Raw genomic sequence first — 19310 nt, 5'->3', positions numbered from 1 at the left:
CTGGATAAGGTAAATGACTATACCGATAAGATTATAGATAATGTAAATATCCCCATCTTAAAGACCGATAAAAAGGAAATAGAAAAAACTTTCCTCGATGCTCTTTGGGATAATCTGGCGTTTATTATAAGTAGTTTCGGGATATTAGCAGTAGCCCTTATCTTTCTAAGAAAAGGGAAGAGCAAGCCACAGCCCCCTGCTGAAAAAGAGGAAAACATCTCCGATATAGAAAAGAAATTGAGAGATGAGCAGCTCGCCGATCCAGCATTTACCCTTGATGACCTCGATAGGTTGATTAAAGATGAAAATTATACCGCTTATTTGGAGAATGTGGAGCCACTGCTCTCAGATTTAGATAAAAAATATCAAAAGGGAGGTTATACTGATTTGGCTTTATATATTAGCGAGCAAAAGAATGAATTTTTTAAGGATTATCAGGAATTATTGCAAAGAATACAGCATGAGAAATACAGGCCAATTCCTTTAAAAGATAATATTTTAGAGATACATATCCGTTTGAAATCAATTTTAAATCATATTTCGTAATTCCGAAAATAAAATGATATTTTTGCGAAAAATTTAAATAAATGGATATCCTTTCAGGTTTTGATTTAAGACAATCACTCTCAGCTACAATGGTGCTCTTTACGGTAATAGATATTATTGGGTCTATTCCTATTATTGTGAGCTTAAAATCAAAATTTGGCAAGATAGATTCTGGTAAGGCATCTATTGTTGCGGGGTTAATATTGATTTCCTTTTTATTCATCGGTGAAAAGATTTTGAAATTCTTAGCGGTAGATGTTAATTCATTTGCCATTGCGGGAGCTTTCGTACTTTTTATTATTGCTGTGGAGATGATTTTGGGTATAGAAATCCAAAAGGGTGGGGAGTCTAATTCCGCATCTATCGTCCCGATTGCATTCCCTCTTGTAGCAGGAGCAGCATCGCTTACCACTACGCTTTCTCTCAAGGCTCAGTACCACGATATTAATATTATTATCGCTATTCTGATGAATGTTCTCATCGTCTATATCGTCTTAAAATCGGCGAATTGGATAGAGAATAAGCTGGGGGATGATACTCTTCAAGTGCTTAAAAAGGTATTTGGTATTATCCTGCTTGCGATTTCTATAAAGCTATTTACGGCTAATTTTGCGCATTTGTTAGAGAATTACATTCACTTTAATTAATCTGAAATGAAGATATTTTATAAGATATTCATCGTCTTGTTTATCCTGTTTATTGGGGCGAGTCTTTATGCGATTGACTATGAAATCGGCTTTTTTCACGAGGAGAATACAAGTCTTGTATTATCTTTGTCTGCGGGTATTGTAGGGCTGCTGCTTGTTTTTGTTTTAAATGCGTGGGGCTCTATCGGAAAGAAAAAATAATATATGCTAGATTGGATTAAAGCTGCTCGCCTTCGTACGCTTCCGCTTTCTCTTAGTGGGATTGTTATGGGGGCTTTTATTGCTAAATGGAGGCTTGGTTTGCAGGGAGCTGACTGGGACTGGAAGATTTTTGCTCTTGCAATCCTCGTTACGCTTTTGTACCAAGTGCTTTCTAATTTTGCTAATGACTATGGCGATGGTGTAAAGGGCACAGACACACACCGAACCCATACTGCTGAGAACAGAGCCGTAGCCTCTGGGAAGATTAGTCCTAAGCAGATGAAAAATGCAATGCTTCTCTTCTCCCTCCTCTCTCTGGTAGCTACTCTTGCTTTGCTCTATCTGGCTTTTTTTCTTGATTTTATCTACGAGTTTTTGATTTTTACAGGGCTTGGCTTAGCGTGTATCTTGGCTGCCATAGGCTATACTGTGGGCAAAAAACCTTATGGCTATATGGGGCTGGGAGATATTATGGTCTTTATTTTCTTTGGGCTGGTATCGGTTTGTGGGAGTTATTTCCTTTTTACGAAATCTTTTAGCTGGGATATTCTCCTTCCTGCTTCGGCTATCGGTTTGATGAGTACAGCAGTCTTAAATCTCAATAATATGAGGGATATGGAGAGCGATAAAATCTCAGGGAAAAATACACTTGCATTGAGGCTCGGCTTCCGTGGAGCGATGGTGTATCAAATGCTCCTGATGCAGCTTCCACTGGTTCTGATTCTCATATTCTTGGGGGTAAATCAATTCTTTCAGACGCAGAATTATTATGCTTTTATTGTAATGATTCTCTTCTTCCCACTGACCAAACTCAGGCGAAGTATCTTGCAGACCAAAAAACAGAAAGACCTTGACCCATTCCTGAAACAAGTTGGCATCATTACCCTTATGATGGCTGTACTTATGGCTTTTGGGCTTAATTTTTTTAATTAACTTTTTTCGTTCAGTCTTATGAATCTCAATCATCTTTATACCAATAAGCGAACGGGGCAAGATGTTCCCACTAAGGCATCGCGAACGGATTTCCAGAGGGATTATGACAGGATTATCTTTTCTTCCGCTTTCCGCAGGTTGCAGAATAAGACTCAGGTTTTTCCCCTACCAGGCAGTGTTTTCGTACATAACAGGCTTACGCATTCCTTAGAAGTTTCCTCTGTGGGGCGTAGCCTTGGCAGTTTGGTGGGCGAGTTTATTACTGAGCGTTTTAAAGATGAACTTACCGAAGATTCTAAAAATTTTTACCTTTATAATCTCTCCAATGTAGTGGCGTCGGCTTGCCTCTGCCACGATATTGGCAACCCCGCTTTTGGGCATTCTGGCGAAGATGCTATCGCCAGCTTTTTTGAGCGAAATGAGACACTTCTTAAAGATAAATTTAATGACAAGGAGTGGGCAGACCTTCTCAATTTTGAGGGGAATGCTAATGCCATCCGAGTGCTTACCCACCAGCAAACGGGTAAAGATGTAGGGGGTGCTCAGCTTACCCTTACCACTTTGGCAAGCATTGCAAAATACCCTTGCGAAGCGGTGGCAAAAGTGGAAGGCAAGCTTCACCGTAAGAAATTCGGCTTCTTCCAGAATGAGAAAGCTACTTTCCAACAGATTGCGGAGGAAACGAGTATGATGAAGGAGCAGCAGGAGCCATTAATCTACAAAAGACACCCTTTCGTATGGCTTGTAGAGGCGGCAGATGACATCTGCTATAATATTATCGATATGGAAGATGCACACAGGCTGGGCATTGTCTCTACGGCAGATTGTGAGGATTTATTCTTTGGGCTGGTGCAGTCCAGCGGTGTAGGGAGCGACATTAGCAGGATTCAGAAAAAGCTCTCCCAAATTACCAATGAAAACGAGAGAATCTCCTACCTCCGTGCAAAAGTTATCAATACTCTTATCAATAAAGCACTGAGCCTCTACCAAGAGAATTTTGAGGAAATCCTGAGCGGGAACCTTAATACCGCCCTTTTGGATATACATAAGGAGAGCAATCAGGCTCTGAAAGACATAGAGAAATTCTCAATCGAGAAAATCTACAATCATAAAGCGGTGGTAGAGATAGAGAACGCAGGTTATAATGTAATGTATGAGCTCCTTAATCACTTTATTTTCCCAATTCTAAAGCCAAAAACCGAGCGAAAAGCCTACGATAAAAAAGCTCTGAAACTTATCCCTAAGCAATTCCTCTACGAAGGCAGCATCAATGGTAAGGAGTTCTCCGATTATCAAAAAGTACTTGGGGTGATAGACTTTGTATCGGGTATGACTGATAATTTTGCCACCGACCTCTATCGTAAAATCAAAGGAATAGACATTGGAATGACGATGTAGCTTCTGGCTTCTGTCTAAAAATCTCTACCTTTACTTCTTTCTTGAAAGAGGTCAATATAGTCTTTAAAGATGTAGAGTTTTCCTCTTGTCGCTCTTGTAATTTCAGTAAGAATACCTAAGGTTTCTAAATTTTCTATTAGTTTGTAAGCGGTTACGCTTGTTTTTTCAATAACGGCTGCTGCTGTGGTGGCATCTATAACAGGTTTTTCATACATATAGGTAAGCAGTTTCAGTGCATATGAACTTTTAGTTCCTAATATTTTTATTTTATCTTCTGTTGATTTTTGTAGTTGAAGAATATCATCAAAGGTTCTTATTCCTTTTTTTGAAGTTTCTATTACACCTGTGAGAAAGAATTTTAACCATTGTTTCAAGTCATTATGAGTTCTTACTCGCATTAGGTTATCGTAGTAGAGCATTCTGTTCTTTTCAAAGAAGTCAGATAGGTATAAAATAGGCTGTTCCAGAATGCCACAGATCACTAAGTAGAGTGTAATTAATAATCTTCCTACTCTGCCATTACCATCTAAAAAGGGGTGGATGGTTTCGAATTGATAATGGATGATGGCTGTTTTTATTAGAATGGGGAGTTGATTAAATTCATCATTAGCAAATTTTTCCAAATCAGACATTAAGTCAGATAAGCTGGAAGTTGCTGGGGGGATGAATACAGCATCATTAAGCGTAGCACCTCCTATCCAGTTTTGACTGCTTCTGTATTCTCCAGGTAGTTTATGCTCGCCTCTTACTCCTTGTAATAGAATTTTATGGGTTTGCTTTATTAAACGAGAGGAAAAAGGAAAGGTGTGTAGGAGTTTTACTGCTTCTTTCATCGCAGAGATGTAGTTTTGTACTTCTTCCCAATCATCTCTTCGTTCTATTAATATTTCTTCTTTTTTTAAGAATGCCTCCTCTATATTGGTTTGAGTTCCCTCAATTTTAGAAGATTGCGTAGCCTCTTTTGTAATATGCATTTGTATAAACATATCAATATTAACATATTTAGAATACATATCTAAACGGCCGAGTTCAATATCTGCTTTACTTAATAGAGATATAATCTCCATATCATTAAGCAACCAATTACGGTTGATGAGCTCAGGTTGAAAACTTTTATAATATCCTTGATTGATATACTTCCCTGCTTTAAAATCTTGCATACTTTTTTTAGTTAAGATTTATGCAAAGATATAAATTAATAGATCTCCTTAATTAAATTTTTCGCCTAAAATTTAATTAAGGAGGTTTGTTAATTAAGTTTTTTATTAAAAATTAAAATAAGGGATGGGTTTAGTTAAGTTTTTGCCCAAAAATTAAAATAAGAAAAGCAGCCCCAATTTAAATAAACAACAAAAAGAGGAAAACAATCTCTCTCTCCTAATTGTCCCTCAGAAGTTCATTGAGGACTTTTGCGAGTCGGAGACCGCCGTTTCTTAGCTGTTCTTCAAGTAGAGGGGTGAATTTATATTGATATTCGTAGCCCAATTTACTACCTGCGGGGGTGGCAGCGTAGAGTTTATTTGCTGCTTTGTGGGAGGCATATAGCCAGTCCATCAGCGTGCCAGATTGTATTGCTTTAATCTCTTCTTTATTTTTTGTATCCAATAGGGTGGCATATTCTGTATAGCTGTATTTTTGAGCGTCTATCAGCTTGCTATCCCAGAGTGAATGGAGGTTGGTTTTGTTTCCAAAGTAGGTGATTTCTATTTTGTTTCCTCCTAAATCTTCTGCTCTTCCTGTGTGCATAGGCTGTGAGAGGTCTCCCATTAGGTGGATGAGGAAGATAATTGCTGTTTTTCGTTCTTCTTTCGGTCGTTTTTTGTCTTTTATCGTTTCGGAGAGAGCTAAAATCTGGTTGTAGACATTGGGTTTGTTTTGCGCTTTTACTGCGGTTTTAAAGGCTGCAAAATCTGCCTGCGGTTCTACATTGATGTAATGCCAAACGAAGGTGTCTTTCCAAGTGTCTGTGGAGTCAGATTTTATAGCATCTGGCCAATTTGCCCAGTACGCCATTTTCTCTTTTCCGAAGAGTTTTCTCAGTTCTTTTTTAGATTTCTTTGTGAGGTGTCTCTCTGCGATTTCTGCGATTACCCTGTGCCCTGTAATGCCCCACGAAAATACATAGCTAGACATTAGCAACCCGATAAACATCAAGAGTCTTAGATTTATTTTTCCCATTGTTTCTAAATATTTAAAAAGCCTGCAAATATAGTGTATTTATTGACTAACCCCTTAGCAGAGGAAGCACACCTTGCAGGTGATGCAGCCACAGCGTGGCAGGCGATTATCACAAACTAACCACACACCGCCAGAATCCAAAAGCTAATAGCCAGCAGCCAATTGCCAGTTGCGAGAAGCTAATAAAAAACCTTACTTTTGCCCCCGAAAAAAATCACGATGCAAGACATTAGAAATATTGCGATTATCGCACATGTGGACCACGGTAAGACTACTTTGGTAGACAAAATCATTCACGCTACGAATATTTTCAGGGAAAATCAGGAGAGCGGAGAACTTATTATGGACAATAACGACCTCGAGAGAGAGCGAGGGATTACCATCCTGTCCAAGAACATTTCCGTCAATTACAAAAACACAAAGATTAATGTAATAGACACTCCTGGGCACGCTGACTTCGGTGGAGAGGTAGAGCGGGTACTCAAAATGGCAGATGGGGTTATCCTCCTCGTAGATGCCTTTGAGGGGCCTATGCCTCAGACCCGTTTTGTGCTTCAAAAGGCGCTTCAGCTCGGGCTGAAACCTATTGTAGTGATCAATAAAGTAGATAAGGAAAACTGCCGACCAGAGGAGGTTCACGATAAGGTTTTTGACCTCTTCTTTGCATTAGATGCCACTGAGGAGCAGCTCGATTTCCCAACCTATTACGGCTCATCTAAGCAAGGCTGGTTTAATACCAGTTTGGAACCGACCGATAGCATCCTCCCCATCCTCGATGGAGTACTGAAATATGTACCCGCACCGAAAGTAGAGGAGGGCAGCCTCCAAATGCAGATTACCTCTTTGGATTACTCCTCATTCCTTGGGCGAATAGCCATTGGTAAAGTAGCCAGAGGCTCCGTAAAGGAGGGGCAGTGGATAGGTCTCGCTCAGGAGGGCGACCAGATTATCAAAGGTAAGGTAAAGGAGCTCTATGTATTCGAGGGGCTTGGCAAGAAGAAAGTTCAGGAGGTTTTCGCGGGAGATATCTGTGCTATAGTGGGCTTTGATAAGTTCCAGATTGGTGATACTTTCGTGGATTTAGAAAACCCCGAGCCACTCGACAGAATTGCTATAGATGAGCCTACGCTTAATATGACTTTCAGTATTAATAACTCACCATTTTTCGGTAAAGATGGCAAGTATGTAACTTCCAATCACCTGAAAGACCGCCTTGAAAAGGAGCTCGAGAAGAACCTTGCTCTCAGGGTGCAGCCTACCGATGATGCCAATACTTTCCTCGTATTCGGTAGGGGGATTCTCCACCTCTCCGTACTGATAGAAACGATGAGGAGAGAGGGCTATGAGATGACGATTGGCCAGCCACAAGTTATTCTAAGGGAAATCGATGGTGAGAAATGCGAGCCTTATGAAACAATGGTGGTAGATGTGCCAGAGGAATACTCCTCCCGAGTAATAGACCTCGCTACCCAGAGGAAGGGCGACCTCCTCGTTATGGAAACCAAAGGCGAGATGCAGCACTTGGAGTTTGATATCCCTTCCAGAGGGCTTATCGGTCTCCGCTCTCAGATGCTTACCGCTACGGCAGGAGAGGCGATTATGGCGCACCGCTTCAGTGAGTATAAACCCTTCAAAGGGGCTATCCCAAGCCGTATAAATGGGGTGCTTATTTCTAAAAATCAAGGCCAGTCCACCGCCTATTCCATAGAAAAACTTCAAGACAGGGGTCGTTTCTTTGTAGACCCAGGTGAGGAAGTCTATATGGGTATGATTGTAGGCGAGCAAAACAAGCCTGGCGACCTCGTAGTGAATATCGTAGAAGGAAAACAGCTCAATAATATGCGGGCGGCAGGGAAAGATAAGGACGGAAACATCGCTCCAAAAGTCCTGATGACCCTTGAAGAATGTATGGAATACATACAAGCCGATGAAGCCATAGAGGTAACTCCCAACTTCATCCGTATGCGCAAGAAACTCCTCTCCGAAGAGGACAGAAAACGCGCAGAGAGAGGTAGAATGTAACTTTTTTCATTATTAAATCTGAGATCCTTGTATGTAAAGTGCAAGGGTCTCTTTTATTTTTCACTTATCATAATAGAATAAAACAATCACCCATCTGCCATTTTAAGAAATAAAGACAGAAGACTTATGAAGGCTATAGTCGGGTATTGGCTATAAGCAAGAAAGCCACTATTAAAGTTGTATGTCATTAGCTTATTTACTATAATATTTTATACATTTGCAGCCTTATTTTTAAATTAATATCATCAGAATATGTCTAATATTAACAGAGACGAAAACAGTTTTAGAAAGGCAGCATTGGAATACCACCAATCTGAGCCGAAAGGGAAGATAGAAGTAGTACCGTCTAAACCGCACTCATCGCAGAGGGATTTATCACTCGCATATTCGCCAGGGGTAGCCGTTCCTTGCCTTGAAATAGAGAAAAACCCAACCACAGCCTACGATTATACGGGGAAAGGAAACCTTGTAGCTGTGATATCCAACGGTACGGCGGTGCTTGGGCTGGGAGATATAGGGGCAGAGGCATCAAAACCCGTAATGGAGGGGAAAGGTTTGCTCTTTAAAATCTTTGCAGATATTAATGTTTTTGACATTGAAATCAATGAAAAAGACCCAGATAAATTCATAGAAATCGTAAAAGGAATAGCACCGACTTTTGGGGGGATAAATCTGGAAGATATCAAAGCTCCTGAGGCTTTCTATATAGAGCAAAGGCTGAAAGATGAGCTGGATATCCCACTGATGCACGATGACCAGCACGGTACAGCTATCATCTCTGCAGCGGCGCTTATCAACACCCTTGAAATTGCGGGTAAGAAGATTGAGGAGGTGAAAATGGTGGTGAATGGTGCAGGTGCCGCAGCAATCGCTTGTACGAAGCTCTACATCGCCCTTGGATTGAAGAAGGAAAATATTCTAATGTGCGATTCCAAAGGTGTGATTAATGAGAGAAGAGAAGGATTAACGCCTGAGAAATTAGAATTTATTGCAAAAACCGATAGAAATACCCTCACCGAAGCGATGGAGGGTGCAGATGTATTCGTAGGACTGTCCAAAGGAAATGTAGTAACGCCAGAGATGCTACTTTCTATGGCAGAAAACCCAATTGTATTCGGGCTTGCCAACCCAGACCCAGAGATTACCTATGAGCTGGCAACGGCTACCCGTAAAGATGTGATTATGGCAACTGGGCGAAGCGATTATCCTAACCAAGTGAATAATGTGCTCGGCTTCCCATACATCTTCCGAGGGGCGCTTGATGTGCAGGCATCAGGTATCAATGAAGAGATGAAACTCGCTGCTGTAAGAGCCCTTGCCGCTATTGCAAAAGAGCCAGTGCCAGAGTCTGTAATCCTAGCATATAACCTTAAAAACTTACAGTTCGGGAGAGATTATTTTATCCCAAAACCGTTTGACAACAGGCTGATCACCCGAGTATCTATCGCAGTGGCAAAAGCAGCAATGGAAAGCGGTATTGCTGGCCGACCAATCAATGATTTTGAGGCTTATGAACAGCATCTGCTCGATAGAATGGGTAGAGAGGAAAAACTCCTCCGAATGATGCAAAACCGTGCGAAGTCTAATCCTAAGAGGGTAACCTTGGGCAACGCTGAAGAATATAATGTACTGAAAGCTGCTCAAATCTTGGTAGAAGAAGGGATTGCGAAGCCTATCCTCCTCGGTGAGAAGAAATATATCAAAGAGCAAATGGAGAAATTCGGTATTAATATAGATGTACCGATTATAGACCCTGCCGATGATGACCAAGAAGAAAACCGAAGGAGATACAGAGAAACCCTCTGGAAACTCCGCCAAAGAAAAGGGATGAACGAGTACAAAGCGAAGAGGTATGTACGCCAGAGGGATTATTTCGGTCCGCTGATGCTTCACCACGGAGATACGGATGCGCTTATCGTTGGTTTCTCGAAGAACTATTCCAGCGTACTGAGACCTGTACTCAAAATCATTGGTAAAGAAAAAGGAGTAGAGAAAATCGCATCTATGATGATGATACTCTCCGATAAGAAGCCAATGTTCTTTACAGATACAACTATCAACCAAGACCCTACGGCAGAGGAGCTCGCCAATATCGCTAAAATGGCAGAGCGCACTGTGAAAACCTTTGCCATAGAACCGAGACTCGCAATGCTTTCTTTTGAGAACTTTGCAGGATATTCCCGCACTTCTAAAAAGGTAGCCGAAGCGGTGAGAATCCTCCACAATAAATATCCTAATATGGTGGTAGATGGTGAGATTCAGCCAGACTTTGCATTAGATTCCGAACATTTGAGCGATTATCCATTCTCAAAACTCGGAACAGAACCTGCAAATGTCTTTGTGTTCCCGAATCTGGCATCTGCCAACCTGTCTTACAAAATCCTCAGAGGGATGAAAGTAGCACAAATGGTGGGACCAATCCTTATGGGATTAGATAAACCCGTACATGTACTCCAAATGCGCTCCAGCGTAGATGAAATCGTCAATCTCGCTACCATAGCCGTTCTCGATGCACAGAGAAGAGAGGAGAAATAGATAATAAATTTAGAAATCATTATAAGAAAGTCCCCAAACCGAACGGTTTGGGGGCTCTTCATATAGAAATGAGTGGAAAAAAGTATTTACTAAAATGAATAGAAAACTCCGAGCTGAATATTGGAATTTTTAAACCTCGTCATCTTCGTAGAGTTGTTTTCAGGATCTTTATATGGAGTTGTAAGCCCAAGGCTATATCTTAAGTTTACACCAATATTATCCGAAATATGGTATCCTGCACCTATATTCCAACCAAAGGTGAGGGTATTTGTAGCATCTTTAAAATTTACTTCGGGTTTTACTGAATCATCTCCTGCCCTATCTGTAACCACCTGCTTGCTTTCTATATTAATCTGGAGCTCAGGTCCAGTCTCTAAATAGAGCTCAGGAACAGGTTTAAACTGAAAAGATAGAGGTACAGCGATATAATTGAGCTCCCATCTGCCTTTTATATTGGTATTTTGTTTCATTGTAATGGCGGCTCCTGCGTATTGATAAAGCGCTTCTAACTGCACTGCCGTATTTCTGCTGATTTCATAATTCGCAAAGAAACCTCCATAGAAGCCTAATTTGGATTTCAGGTTTCTGTACTTGTCTTCTCCAGTTATTGTAGTGAAGTTACCACCTGCCTTACCTCCAAAATGAAAGGCACCAGCAGAGCTTTTACTGGAATAAGACGGCGAAGACTTTCTTCTGGCAGGCTCTAAGTCATTATTTGTACTTTTCTTTTGTTGTACTGTGGTCTTTTTATGTTTTACATTTTGCTTCCTCTGTGCAGAGACAAAGGCACAGCATAAGCATAAGGTTGAGATTACAATTTTTTTCATTACATTGGTTTTTAATAGGTTTAATGATAAACTTAAGTTGTTTCAGAGATTTTCTATTTCTTAAATATCAAAGTAATAGAACTACTGTTGACATGAAGTGTTTGATTGTCTATAAGGTTAATGGGTAGTTTTGCTTCCCCTGCTCAGGTTCCAGCAATCGAGATTAGATACATCTTGCGATTGATTGCCATTGGAAATAGCTGCTATTTTCCAGTTCCCAACGATAGGGTCTTTGTCTCCTACATTGTCATCTGCTCTCTTGCAGGAGAAGGCTAATAGAGAGAGGCTTAATATAATAAAGAAAGCCTGAATTTTTTTTCTAAAAGATTTCATAAGTGTTTTTTTAATGTTAATCAATAATTTTTTTCAAACTTAGATAAGCTTACAGGTTTATACAATCCTGCTAATTATGGATTTTGAAATCCCCACTTTTAGGGATTTTTCACCTTTAATGCACTTATTTCCCAAAACCTTAGTACTTTTACCTTTATTTAATTTGTATGAGAATAGTCTTTAGCCTGTTGTTTATTATAATATTTAGCGGTATTTCTGCCCAGAAGAATGATACTTTTCTGGATAGCCTTAATAAGAAGCTCTCAGAAGTTCAGAAGCCTGATGAGAAATTTAAGATATTAATGAAAATATCAGATTACTGGTCTTACAGGGATACAGCTATGGCTTTTTCAGCGATAAAACAGGCAGAGCCTTATATAAAAGATGAGTATACAAAAGGGCTGAAATACTTCTACAAAGCGGGAGTTTATTTTGATAAGGATATAGACGCCAGCCAGCAGCTTTATTTAAAGGCAGAGCCTCTCATTGCTACTAAAAAATCAACAGAATCCTACGAATACAGAGCTCGGCTGTGGCATAACTATGGTGTTTTGGAGCAGATAAAAGGCAATGGCAAACGGCTGATGGATATCACCCTTAAAAAGTGCATTCCTTTTGCAGAAAAATCAAATAATAATACCCTTTTAGCAGGTTATCATACCGATATAGGCATTCTTTTCTTTAATATAAAGGAGTACGAAAAGGCGATTCATTACTATAAAAAAGCCATCAGCATTTTAGATAAAGACACCCAATCATCTATACAAAAAGGAGAAACCACTGCTTGGGCATACATCAACCTTGCTGAAACCTATCTCTTTTTAAAGCAGAATATAGAAGCTCTACACTCAATAGAAAAGGCAGAAAAAGCACTTGTAAATATTCCGCAGTCTCAGTATAATGTACTCATATATAAGGTGAAATCTCGATATTATATCAGTACCGAAAACATAACCGAAGCCTTAACTTATATAGAAAAGGGAATTAGTTTTGCTCAGAAAATGGGACTGGAGTATGATGAGCAGTCCTTGAGCTATGAAAAATTCAGACTTTACAGAGATTTAAAGCAGTACAGCGAGGCAAAACAGGTATTGATTAGCCTGTTAGAAAACAAGAAATTTCTCAAGAACAAGAAAAACCATCTTATTTATCTCAATGATATTGCGAGTTTAGAATATGAAAATAAAAACTATAAAGAGGCTTTTGAGTATCTGAAAAAATTTCAGGTAATTTATGATAGCCTTACGCAGGAAGATGAGAAAACAAAAATCATCTCTCTGGAATCCAAGTTTAAAAATAAGGAGCAACAAACCGAAATCCAATATCTTAAATCCAAAAATTACCAGCAGAAGATTATCTTTTGGATAAGTTCAGCTCTCATTATCATCATTGCATTTTTTATTATTTATACTTATCGGCAGAGGAAGAAACATAATGAACAAAAACTCCTTAACATACAGAAAACAAAGGAAATAGAAGTAAAACAAGCCCTTACTGATGGTGAGAATAAAGAGCGAGAGAGGATATCAAAAGAACTGCACGATGGTATAGGTGGTAAAATTACAGGGATTAAAATCAGTCTGGAGCACCTTGCTCGTGAGCAGGAAGATGAAAAACTGCTAAAAGCCATTAATAGCCTTGATGAAGCGGTATCAGAAGTTCGCCTTATCTCCAAAAACCTCGCTCCCATCACCCTCCTCAAATATGGTTTGGAAGAGGCGATAAAGGACTTTTGCCAAAATTCACAAAACGATTATTGCAAGATTTATTTCTATTCCAAAAACCTTAATATTATAAACGATAAAGTAACTCAAATGCACATTTACCGCATCTTGCAGGAGTCTGTAAGCAATGCTATAAAGCACTCAGAAGCAAGTAAAATCATTGTGCAATGCACCTATGAGCCTCCTTTCCTGCTAATGGAAATAGAGGACAATGGTAAAGGTTTCAATCCAGAGACTGTTAGCCGAAATTTAGGACTTAATAATATAGAAAAGAGAGTCATAGCCCTCAACGGGAAACTCACCATAGAATCTGCACTCCAAAAAGGTACAACCATAAATATAGAATGCAACATATGAAAGCAATAGACATTATTATCTGTGATGATCATCCGCTCATTACCGAGGGGCTTCAAAGTTTTATCAATAATACAAAGGAGATGAGAATTATTGCCACAGCTTCTTCTGCCAGAGAGCTATGGGAGATTCTAAAAGATTACCAGGCAGATGTCCTTCTATTGGATATTAGCTTGCCCGATAGCAACGGTGTAGAGCTCTGTGCGGAAATTAAGGCAAAGTACCCTCATCTCAAAGTACTGGCGCTGAGCAATCATAACGAGCGTAGCTATATCCTCCGTATGCTTAGCAGTAATGCATCTGGTTACCTCATTAAAAGCTCATCTATTGTGGAGATTGAAAAGGCAATAAAAGAAGTCCATTCAGGTAGAATTTATTTTGATGATGAGGCGCGGAAAATTCTTGCTTCTCTTGCGAATACCGAGACTACCAGCCTACCACCGATTACCAAACGCGAAAAGGAGGTTCTAAAATACATTTCCGAGGGACTTACCTCTCCTCAGATTGCTGAAAAAATGTATATTACCTCTCAGACAGTCGATAGCCATCGTAAAAATTTAATGGCAAAATTCTCGGTCAATAAAACCATCAACCTCCTCCAAAAAGCTAAAGAATTAGGTATTATATAAAATGAGAGTGAATGGGTATAATACCAGCTTTATCAAATTAATGAGCTCTATTTTTTAAGAGGTTAATAATACTTTTTATACAATAAAACTCAATTTTAATTTTTAAATTATTAAAAATATTTCTGACAATCTGGCAAATCCTATATTTTATCTCCTAAAAAAAATCTACTTAAAATGGAGGCAAAGCAAAGGCGGAAGGAAAAAGTGATAAATATCTAATATCTGCCAAAATGTCTTTTTCCCTGTCTCTTTGTTTGATAAATTAATAATTCCTCCTCTTTATATAGATTATGATATTCTAAAAATGATTACATTTGTGGCAAACTGCTTATTATTATGAAAGAAACATATCTGAAAACCCAGTCGGTTTCCTTTGAAGATTTTAAGAAAAGCATCTTAGATGACTATAAACTTGGAAGAATCTCCCGAGAGCTTTCCTTGCTTGGAAGGCGCGAAGTGCTTACAGGAAAAGCCAAATTCGGTATCTTCGGAGATGGCAAAGAACTCCCGCAAATCGCTATGGCAAAAGTCTTCCGAGAGGGAGATTGGCGCTCTGGCTACTATCGTGATCAGACCCTTGCGCTTGCTGTAGGTGCTCTTAGTCCGCAGTCTTTCTTTGCTCAGCTCTATGCAGATACAGATACCAGCAGAGAGCCTGCAACAGGCGGTAGGCAGATGAATGGGCACTACGCTACCCGAAGCCTGAATGATGATGGTAGCTGGAAAGACCTTACCAAAATAAAAAATGTATCCTGCGATATTTCTCCTACTGCTGGGCAGTTCCCACGACTCTTGGGTTTGGCTCAAGCATCTAAGATATTCAAGGAAATTCAGTTTGAAGGCTCTGAAAAGTTTTCAAACAAGGGTAATGAAATAGCTTTTGGTACCGTGGGAGATGCCTCCACTGCGGAGGGGCATTTCTGGGAAACCCTCAATGCTGCTTGTGCCCTCCAAGTGCCTATGATTATCTCTATTTGGGATGACGGTTACGGTATCTCTGTGCCTACCCATAACCAAAGAGCAAAAGTAGATATTGCCGAAATGCTATCTGGCTTCCAGAGAAAAGCAGGAGAAAAGCAAGGCTGTGAGATTATTCAAGTGAAAGCGTGGGATTATCCTGCCCTCATTGATGCTTATGCCAAAGCGGAGCACTTCGCTCGTGAAGAGAGCGTTCCTGTAGTTATTCACGCTGTAGAAGTAACTCAGCCACAGGGGCACTCTACATCTGGCTCACACGAAAGATATAAATCCGAAGAGAGACTTGCTTGGGAAGCAGAGTATGATGGATTAGCAAAATTCAAAGAATGGATTCTTGAGTATTCTGTTACATTAGATAAGAAAAAGCATCCTCTGGCTACCCTCGAAGAGCTTGAAACTATAGAAAACGAAGCTAAAAAGGAAGTAAAAGAGGCTCAAAAAGCATCTTGGGCAGCATACAGAAAGCCAATAGATGATGCAAAAGCAGAGGTTTATCCACTTGTAAAGGCATTATCCGAAGGAAATGAAAACATAAAACAGGAATTAGATGCTTTTGATAAGATTGTAACCATAGGTAAAAAGGATGTATTCCATTTGGGAAGGCAGGCGCTTTTATTCTCTGTAAATTCACCTCAGAAAGAAGATTTGAAATCCGTATTACAAAGGCTTTTTAAAGCAGAGGAAGATAATTACTCCTCTCATCTCTATTCTCAGTCTCAGTGGAAAGCGACTTCGGTGGAGGAGATTAAACCTGTATATTCCAGCACTTCCTTAGAGGTAGATGGTAGAATTGTCATCAGAAATAATTTTGATAAAATATTTGAAAAATATCCTCAGACGCTCATCTTTGGAGAAGATTCTGGGAATATAGGCGATGTAAACCAAGGTTTGGAGGGTATGCAGGAGAAATATGGTGCTACACGAGTGGCAGATACGGGTATTCGTGAGGCAACTATCCTCGGTCAGGGTATTGGTATGGCGATGAGGGGGCTTCGTCCTATTGCGGAGATTCAGTATTTGGATTATCTGCTCTACTGCCTTCAAGGGATGAGCGATGACCTCGCTACTCTACAATACAGAACCAAAGGAGGGCAAAAAGCACCGCTTATCATCAGAACAAGAGGGCATAGATTAGAAGGAATCTGGCATTCTGGCTCTCCTATGGCAGGGATTCTCAACCTATCAAAAGGGATTAATATCCTTGTGCCAAGGAGCTTAACAAAAGCAGCAGGTTTCTATAATACAATGCTTAAAACCGATGAGCCAGCACTTATTATTGAATGCTTAAATGGCTATAGATTAAAGGAAACTGAACCTGATAACTTGGGTGAATTTACAGTACCTGTAGGTAAGATAGAAATAACCCGAGAGGGGACAGATGTAACGCTGGTAACTTATGGTTCTACTTGGCGTATTGTAACTCAAGCAGCGGAGACGCTTCAAAAATTAGGTATTAATGCTGAGGTGATAGATGTTCAGTCTCTTGTGCCATTTGATATAGCAGGCGAAATCGTTGGGGAGAGTCTTAAAAAGACCAATCGTCTTGTGATTATAGATGAAGATGTGCAAGGTGGAGCGTCTGCTTATATTCTGCAACAGATTTTGGAGAATCAGCAGGGGTATAAGTACTTAGACTCTGCTCCACTGACCATTACGGGCAAAGACCATCGGCCTGCCTATGGCTCGGATGGGGATTATTTCAGTAAGCCTTCGGTGGATGATATTGTAGAGAAGGTTTATGCGCTCTTTAATGAGGTAAATCCCACGAAGTATCCATTAGATTAATATAAAAGAGCTCCTCTGAATACTCAGAGGAGTTTTTTTATGGAATTGAATTCCAACTTTTAGATCTAATCCCTACTAAATTGTTTTTAGCCATCAGTTTATAGTATGGATCGCATTGTTTAAGGCTTTAATTTTAATAAAAACTCTCCCTGTTGGGGGAGAGTTATATCCATTCTATGGGGAAGATTAATTATTTTTAATTACTCACTAATTGCCTTTATACTAATGAGAACTGTTTGAGCATTCGGATATCGTTTTCAAAGAACATTCGGATGTCTCCCATTTGGTAGAGGAGCATTACGATTCGTTCTATTCCCATTCCGAAGGCATAGCCGCTGTATTGGTCGGGGTCTATGTCTACATTAGTCAGTACGGCGGGGTCTACCATTCCGCAGCCCATTATTTCTAGCCAGCCTGTTCCTTTGGTAATTCGGTAGTCGGTCTCGGAGTTGAGCCCCCAATATACATCTACTTCGGCACTTGGTTCGGTGAATGGGAAGTAGGAAGGACGCATTCTTATTTTGGATTTCCCGAAGAGCTCGGTGGTGAAGAACTGAATGGTCTGTTTCAGGTCTGCGAAGCTCACCGCTTTGTCTATATAAAGCCCCTCTATCTGGTGGAAGATGCAGTGCGAGCGGGAGGAGATAGCCTCATTTCTAAATACTCTACCTGGTGAGAGTATTCGGATGGGTGGCTCGCTTTGCTCCATATGGCGAATCTGCACTGATGAGGTATGCGTTCTGAGGAGTATATCAGGATGGGTTTCTATGAAGAAAGTATCTTGCATATCTCGTGCAGGGTGATATTCTGGCAGGTTGAGCGCCGTGAAATTATGCCAGTCGTCTTCTATTTCGGGACCATCTGCTACGGCAAAACCTATGGATTTAAAGATTTCAATAATTCTGTTTCTCACTAAATTGATGGGGTGCCTTGTCCCTAAATCGAGAGGGAAGCCAGGGCGTGTGAGGTCTTCTTTTACTTCGGTTTGGCTGGTTTCAAAGGTAGATTTAAGAGACTCCAGCTTCTCTGCAACGGACTGTTTTAAAAGATTTATTTTCTGCCCAAACTCTTTTTTTTGTTCGTTAGGCACTTCTTTAAATTTTGCAAATAAATCATTCAGAATACCTTTTTTACCATTAAACCGTATTCTGAATTGCTCCATTTCTTCCTTGCCTTGCGCTACGAAGTTTTGTACCTCTTTCAGATAATCTTCTATACTTTGTATCATCTTGGATTTAATCGTTAGTAAGGCGCAAAAGTAAGAATTTTTTTTATAGGCTTGCTTTCTGGTCATTCAAATATTTTATTTAATTTTAGCTCGTGAATCAGTAGAAATATTAACCCTAAAAAGTAAAAATTATGAAAAAAATTCTTTTTCCAACAGATTTCTCGGAAGTGGCAGATAATGCCTTTGTCTATACCCTGCACCTCGCTAAGAGTATGCAGGCGGAGATTATTGTAGTACACGCCTTCGATGCCGATGTACTTTCCAGCTTCCACAGTGGGCATCCAGAGCTGGTAGCCAATGTATATACTACGATGGAGCTTGGCGAATTTGAGCAGTTTAAGAAAGAAGGTCAGAAATTAAGAGAAATTGCCGAAAAGCATCAGCTCAGCGATTTAAAGATTAGTTTTATGTTTGAGGCTGGTGGGCTACCGCACATCCTTACCAAAGTGGCCAAGAAAGAAGACATCAGTATGGTAGTGATGGGTACTAATGGTGCTTCGGGATTCGGTAAAAGATTCTGGGGTACGAATACCCTAAATGCTATGCAATCTATGAACCTTCCCGTGCTCAGTATCCCAGGCAGTGCTGAGTTTCACGCGATAAAAAATATCGGATTTACAACGGCATTTAAGGATTCCGATAAGGAGATATTACAGGAGCTCCTCACTGCTTCCGAGTATTTTAATGCGCAGATAAAAGTTCTCCACATTATAGAATACAGCGGTAATGTAGAGAAGAAAGAGGCTTTTGCAACCGAGAAAATCAATGAGTGGAAACATTTCTTTAGCAGTGATAGATTAGACTTCGTAGTTTCTAAAGCAGATGATTTAAGAAAGGGCGTACTCGGCTTTACAAAATCTGAAAATATAGATGCTCTGGTCATTGCTAAAAGAAATCTCAGCTTTATAGACAGTCTGTTTTATTCCAGCCTCAGCGATAAGCTCGCCTCCAAAATAGATATTCCGCTTTTGGTTATTAAGGAGAAATAGTAT

General features: G+C 40.0%; 16 protein-coding genes. 11 read left to right on the top strand and 5 right to left on the bottom strand.

Translation table 11 applies throughout. From position 1 onward, the window contains the following. Positions 1–237 precede the first annotated feature (237 nt). From D8991_RS06560 to dgt, 5 genes are read left to right on the top strand one after another with little or no spacing between them, the layout of a single operon-like run. Positions 238–546 (top strand): hypothetical protein, encoded by a 309-nt coding sequence (locus tag D8991_RS06560; RefSeq protein WP_120489347.1) that lies wholly within the window; start codon positions 238–240, stop codon positions 544–546. A 41-nt stretch (positions 547–587) separates the two neighbouring features. Beyond that, positions 588–1193, top strand: a complete 606-nt coding sequence (locus D8991_RS06555; protein ID WP_120489346.1) for a MarC family protein — start codon at positions 588–590, stop codon at positions 1191–1193. Between the two features lie 6 nt (positions 1194–1199). Continuing rightward, positions 1200–1394 carry a hypothetical protein gene (locus D8991_RS06550; RefSeq protein WP_120489345.1) on the top strand — a complete coding sequence of 65 codons (195 nt, stop codon included), beginning with the start codon at positions 1200–1202 and terminating at the stop codon, positions 1392–1394. A 3-nt stretch (positions 1395–1397) separates the two neighbouring features. Further along, positions 1398–2327 (top strand): 1,4-dihydroxy-2-naphthoate octaprenyltransferase, encoded by a 930-nt coding sequence (menA, locus tag D8991_RS06545; RefSeq protein WP_120489344.1) that lies wholly within the window; start codon positions 1398–1400, stop codon positions 2325–2327. Between the two features lie 18 nt (positions 2328–2345). Beyond that, positions 2346–3725, top strand: coding sequence for a dGTP triphosphohydrolase (dgt, locus tag D8991_RS06540; protein WP_120489343.1), 1380 nt, complete (start codon positions 2346–2348; stop codon positions 3723–3725). A 14-nt stretch (positions 3726–3739) separates the two neighbouring features. On the opposite strand, the gene D8991_RS06535 is transcribed toward dgt, so the two are convergent. After that, positions 3740–4885, bottom strand: a complete 1146-nt coding sequence (locus tag D8991_RS06535; protein ID WP_120489342.1) for a Fic family protein — start codon at positions 4883–4885, stop codon at positions 3740–3742. Positions 4886–5102: 217 nt separating this feature from the next. After that, positions 5103–5903, bottom strand: a complete 801-nt coding sequence (locus D8991_RS06530; RefSeq protein WP_120489341.1) for a S1/P1 nuclease — start codon at positions 5901–5903, stop codon at positions 5103–5105. 219 nt (positions 5904–6122) lie between these two features. Between D8991_RS06530 and typA the strand changes: the two genes are divergently transcribed. Together typA and D8991_RS06520 are read left to right on the top strand one after the other, a co-directional pair. Continuing rightward, entirely contained in the window at positions 6123–7925 is a 1803-nt protein-coding gene (gene typA, locus D8991_RS06525; protein ID WP_120489340.1) for a translational GTPase TypA, read from the top strand. Between the two features lie 252 nt (positions 7926–8177). Beyond that, the gene (locus tag D8991_RS06520) at positions 8178–10460 is read left to right on the top strand and encodes an NADP-dependent malic enzyme (RefSeq protein WP_120489339.1); all 2283 of its coding nucleotides are present in this window, start codon (positions 8178–8180) and stop codon (positions 10458–10460) included. Positions 10461–10549: 89 nt separating this feature from the next. Here the strand turns inward: D8991_RS06520 and D8991_RS06515 are convergent, their stop codons facing one another. Together D8991_RS06515 and D8991_RS06510 are read right to left on the bottom strand one after the other, a co-directional pair. Next, positions 10550–11287, bottom strand: coding sequence for a porin family protein (locus tag D8991_RS06515; protein ID WP_120489338.1), 738 nt, complete (start codon positions 11285–11287; stop codon positions 10550–10552). 117 nt (positions 11288–11404) lie between these two features. Next, on the bottom strand, positions 11405–11620 hold the full coding sequence (locus tag D8991_RS06510) for a hypothetical protein (protein WP_120489337.1): 216 nt from the start codon (positions 11618–11620) through the stop codon (positions 11405–11407). Between the two features lie 167 nt (positions 11621–11787). Between D8991_RS06510 and D8991_RS06505 the strand changes: the two genes are divergently transcribed. From D8991_RS06505 to D8991_RS06495, 3 genes are all read left to right on the top strand, one after another. Then, entirely contained in the window at positions 11788–13701 is a 1914-nt protein-coding gene (locus D8991_RS06505; protein WP_120489336.1) for a tetratricopeptide repeat-containing sensor histidine kinase, read from the top strand. After that, positions 13689–14327 (top strand): response regulator, encoded by a 639-nt coding sequence (locus D8991_RS06500; RefSeq protein ID WP_120489335.1) that lies wholly within the window; start codon positions 13689–13691, stop codon positions 14325–14327. Before D8991_RS06505 ends, D8991_RS06500 begins: the two co-directional genes overlap by 13 nt. 336 nt (positions 14328–14663) lie before the next feature. Continuing rightward, the gene (locus D8991_RS06495; RefSeq protein WP_120489334.1) at positions 14664–17090 is read left to right on the top strand and encodes an alpha-ketoacid dehydrogenase subunit alpha/beta; all 2427 of its coding nucleotides are present in this window, start codon (positions 14664–14666) and stop codon (positions 17088–17090) included. 217 nt (positions 17091–17307) lie between these two features. Here D8991_RS06495 and pheS read toward each other — a convergent pair whose 3' ends face one another. Next, a complete protein-coding gene (gene pheS, locus D8991_RS06490; protein WP_120489333.1) occupies positions 17308–18318 on the bottom strand; it encodes a phenylalanine--tRNA ligase subunit alpha in 1011 nt (336 codons plus the stop codon). A gap of 131 nt (positions 18319–18449) precedes the next feature. Between pheS and D8991_RS06485 the strand changes: the two genes are divergently transcribed. Next, the gene (locus D8991_RS06485; RefSeq protein WP_120489332.1) at positions 18450–19307 is read left to right on the top strand and encodes a universal stress protein; all 858 of its coding nucleotides are present in this window, start codon (positions 18450–18452) and stop codon (positions 19305–19307) included. The last annotated feature ends 3 nt before the right edge of the window (positions 19308–19310 follow it).

Origin of the sequence: Bergeyella cardium (assembly GCF_003614945.1) — a bacterium.
GTDB classification, from domain to species: Bacteria; Bacteroidota; Bacteroidia; order Flavobacteriales; family Weeksellaceae; genus Bergeyella_A; species Bergeyella_A cardium.
Note: the sequence above shows the minus strand (reverse complement) of the source record. Positions and strands in the feature narration are given on the sequence as shown.

Coding starts and splice junctions, on each gene's coding strand:
- D8991_RS06555 (WP_120489346.1), top strand. CDS start 588: ATGGATATCCTTTCAGGTTTTGATTTAAGACAATCACTCTCAGCTACA.
- D8991_RS06550 (WP_120489345.1), top strand. CDS start 1,200: ATGAAGATATTTTATAAGATATTCATCGTCTTGTTTATCCTGTTTATT.
- menA (WP_120489344.1), top strand. CDS start 1,398: ATGCTAGATTGGATTAAAGCTGCTCGCCTTCGTACGCTTCCGCTTTCT.
- dgt (WP_120489343.1), top strand. CDS start 2,346: ATGAATCTCAATCATCTTTATACCAATAAGCGAACGGGGCAAGATGTT.
- D8991_RS06535 (WP_120489342.1), bottom strand. CDS start 4,885: ATGCAAGATTTTAAAGCAGGGAAGTATATCAATCAAGGATATTATAAA.
- D8991_RS06530 (WP_120489341.1), bottom strand. CDS start 5,903: ATGGGAAAAATAAATCTAAGACTCTTGATGTTTATCGGGTTGCTAATG.
- typA (WP_120489340.1), top strand. CDS start 6,123: ATGCAAGACATTAGAAATATTGCGATTATCGCACATGTGGACCACGGT.
- D8991_RS06520 (WP_120489339.1), top strand. CDS start 8,178: ATGTCTAATATTAACAGAGACGAAAACAGTTTTAGAAAGGCAGCATTG.
- D8991_RS06515 (WP_120489338.1), bottom strand. CDS start 11,287: ATGAAAAAAATTGTAATCTCAACCTTATGCTTATGCTGTGCCTTTGTC.
- D8991_RS06510 (WP_120489337.1), bottom strand. CDS start 11,620: ATGAAATCTTTTAGAAAAAAAATTCAGGCTTTCTTTATTATATTAAGC.
- D8991_RS06505 (WP_120489336.1), top strand. CDS start 11,788: ATGAGAATAGTCTTTAGCCTGTTGTTTATTATAATATTTAGCGGTATT.
- D8991_RS06500 (WP_120489335.1), top strand. CDS start 13,689: ATGCAACATATGAAAGCAATAGACATTATTATCTGTGATGATCATCCG.
- D8991_RS06495 (WP_120489334.1), top strand. CDS start 14,664: ATGAAAGAAACATATCTGAAAACCCAGTCGGTTTCCTTTGAAGATTTT.
- pheS (WP_120489333.1), bottom strand. CDS start 18,318: ATGATACAAAGTATAGAAGATTATCTGAAAGAGGTACAAAACTTCGTA.
- D8991_RS06485 (WP_120489332.1), top strand. CDS start 18,450: ATGAAAAAAATTCTTTTTCCAACAGATTTCTCGGAAGTGGCAGATAAT.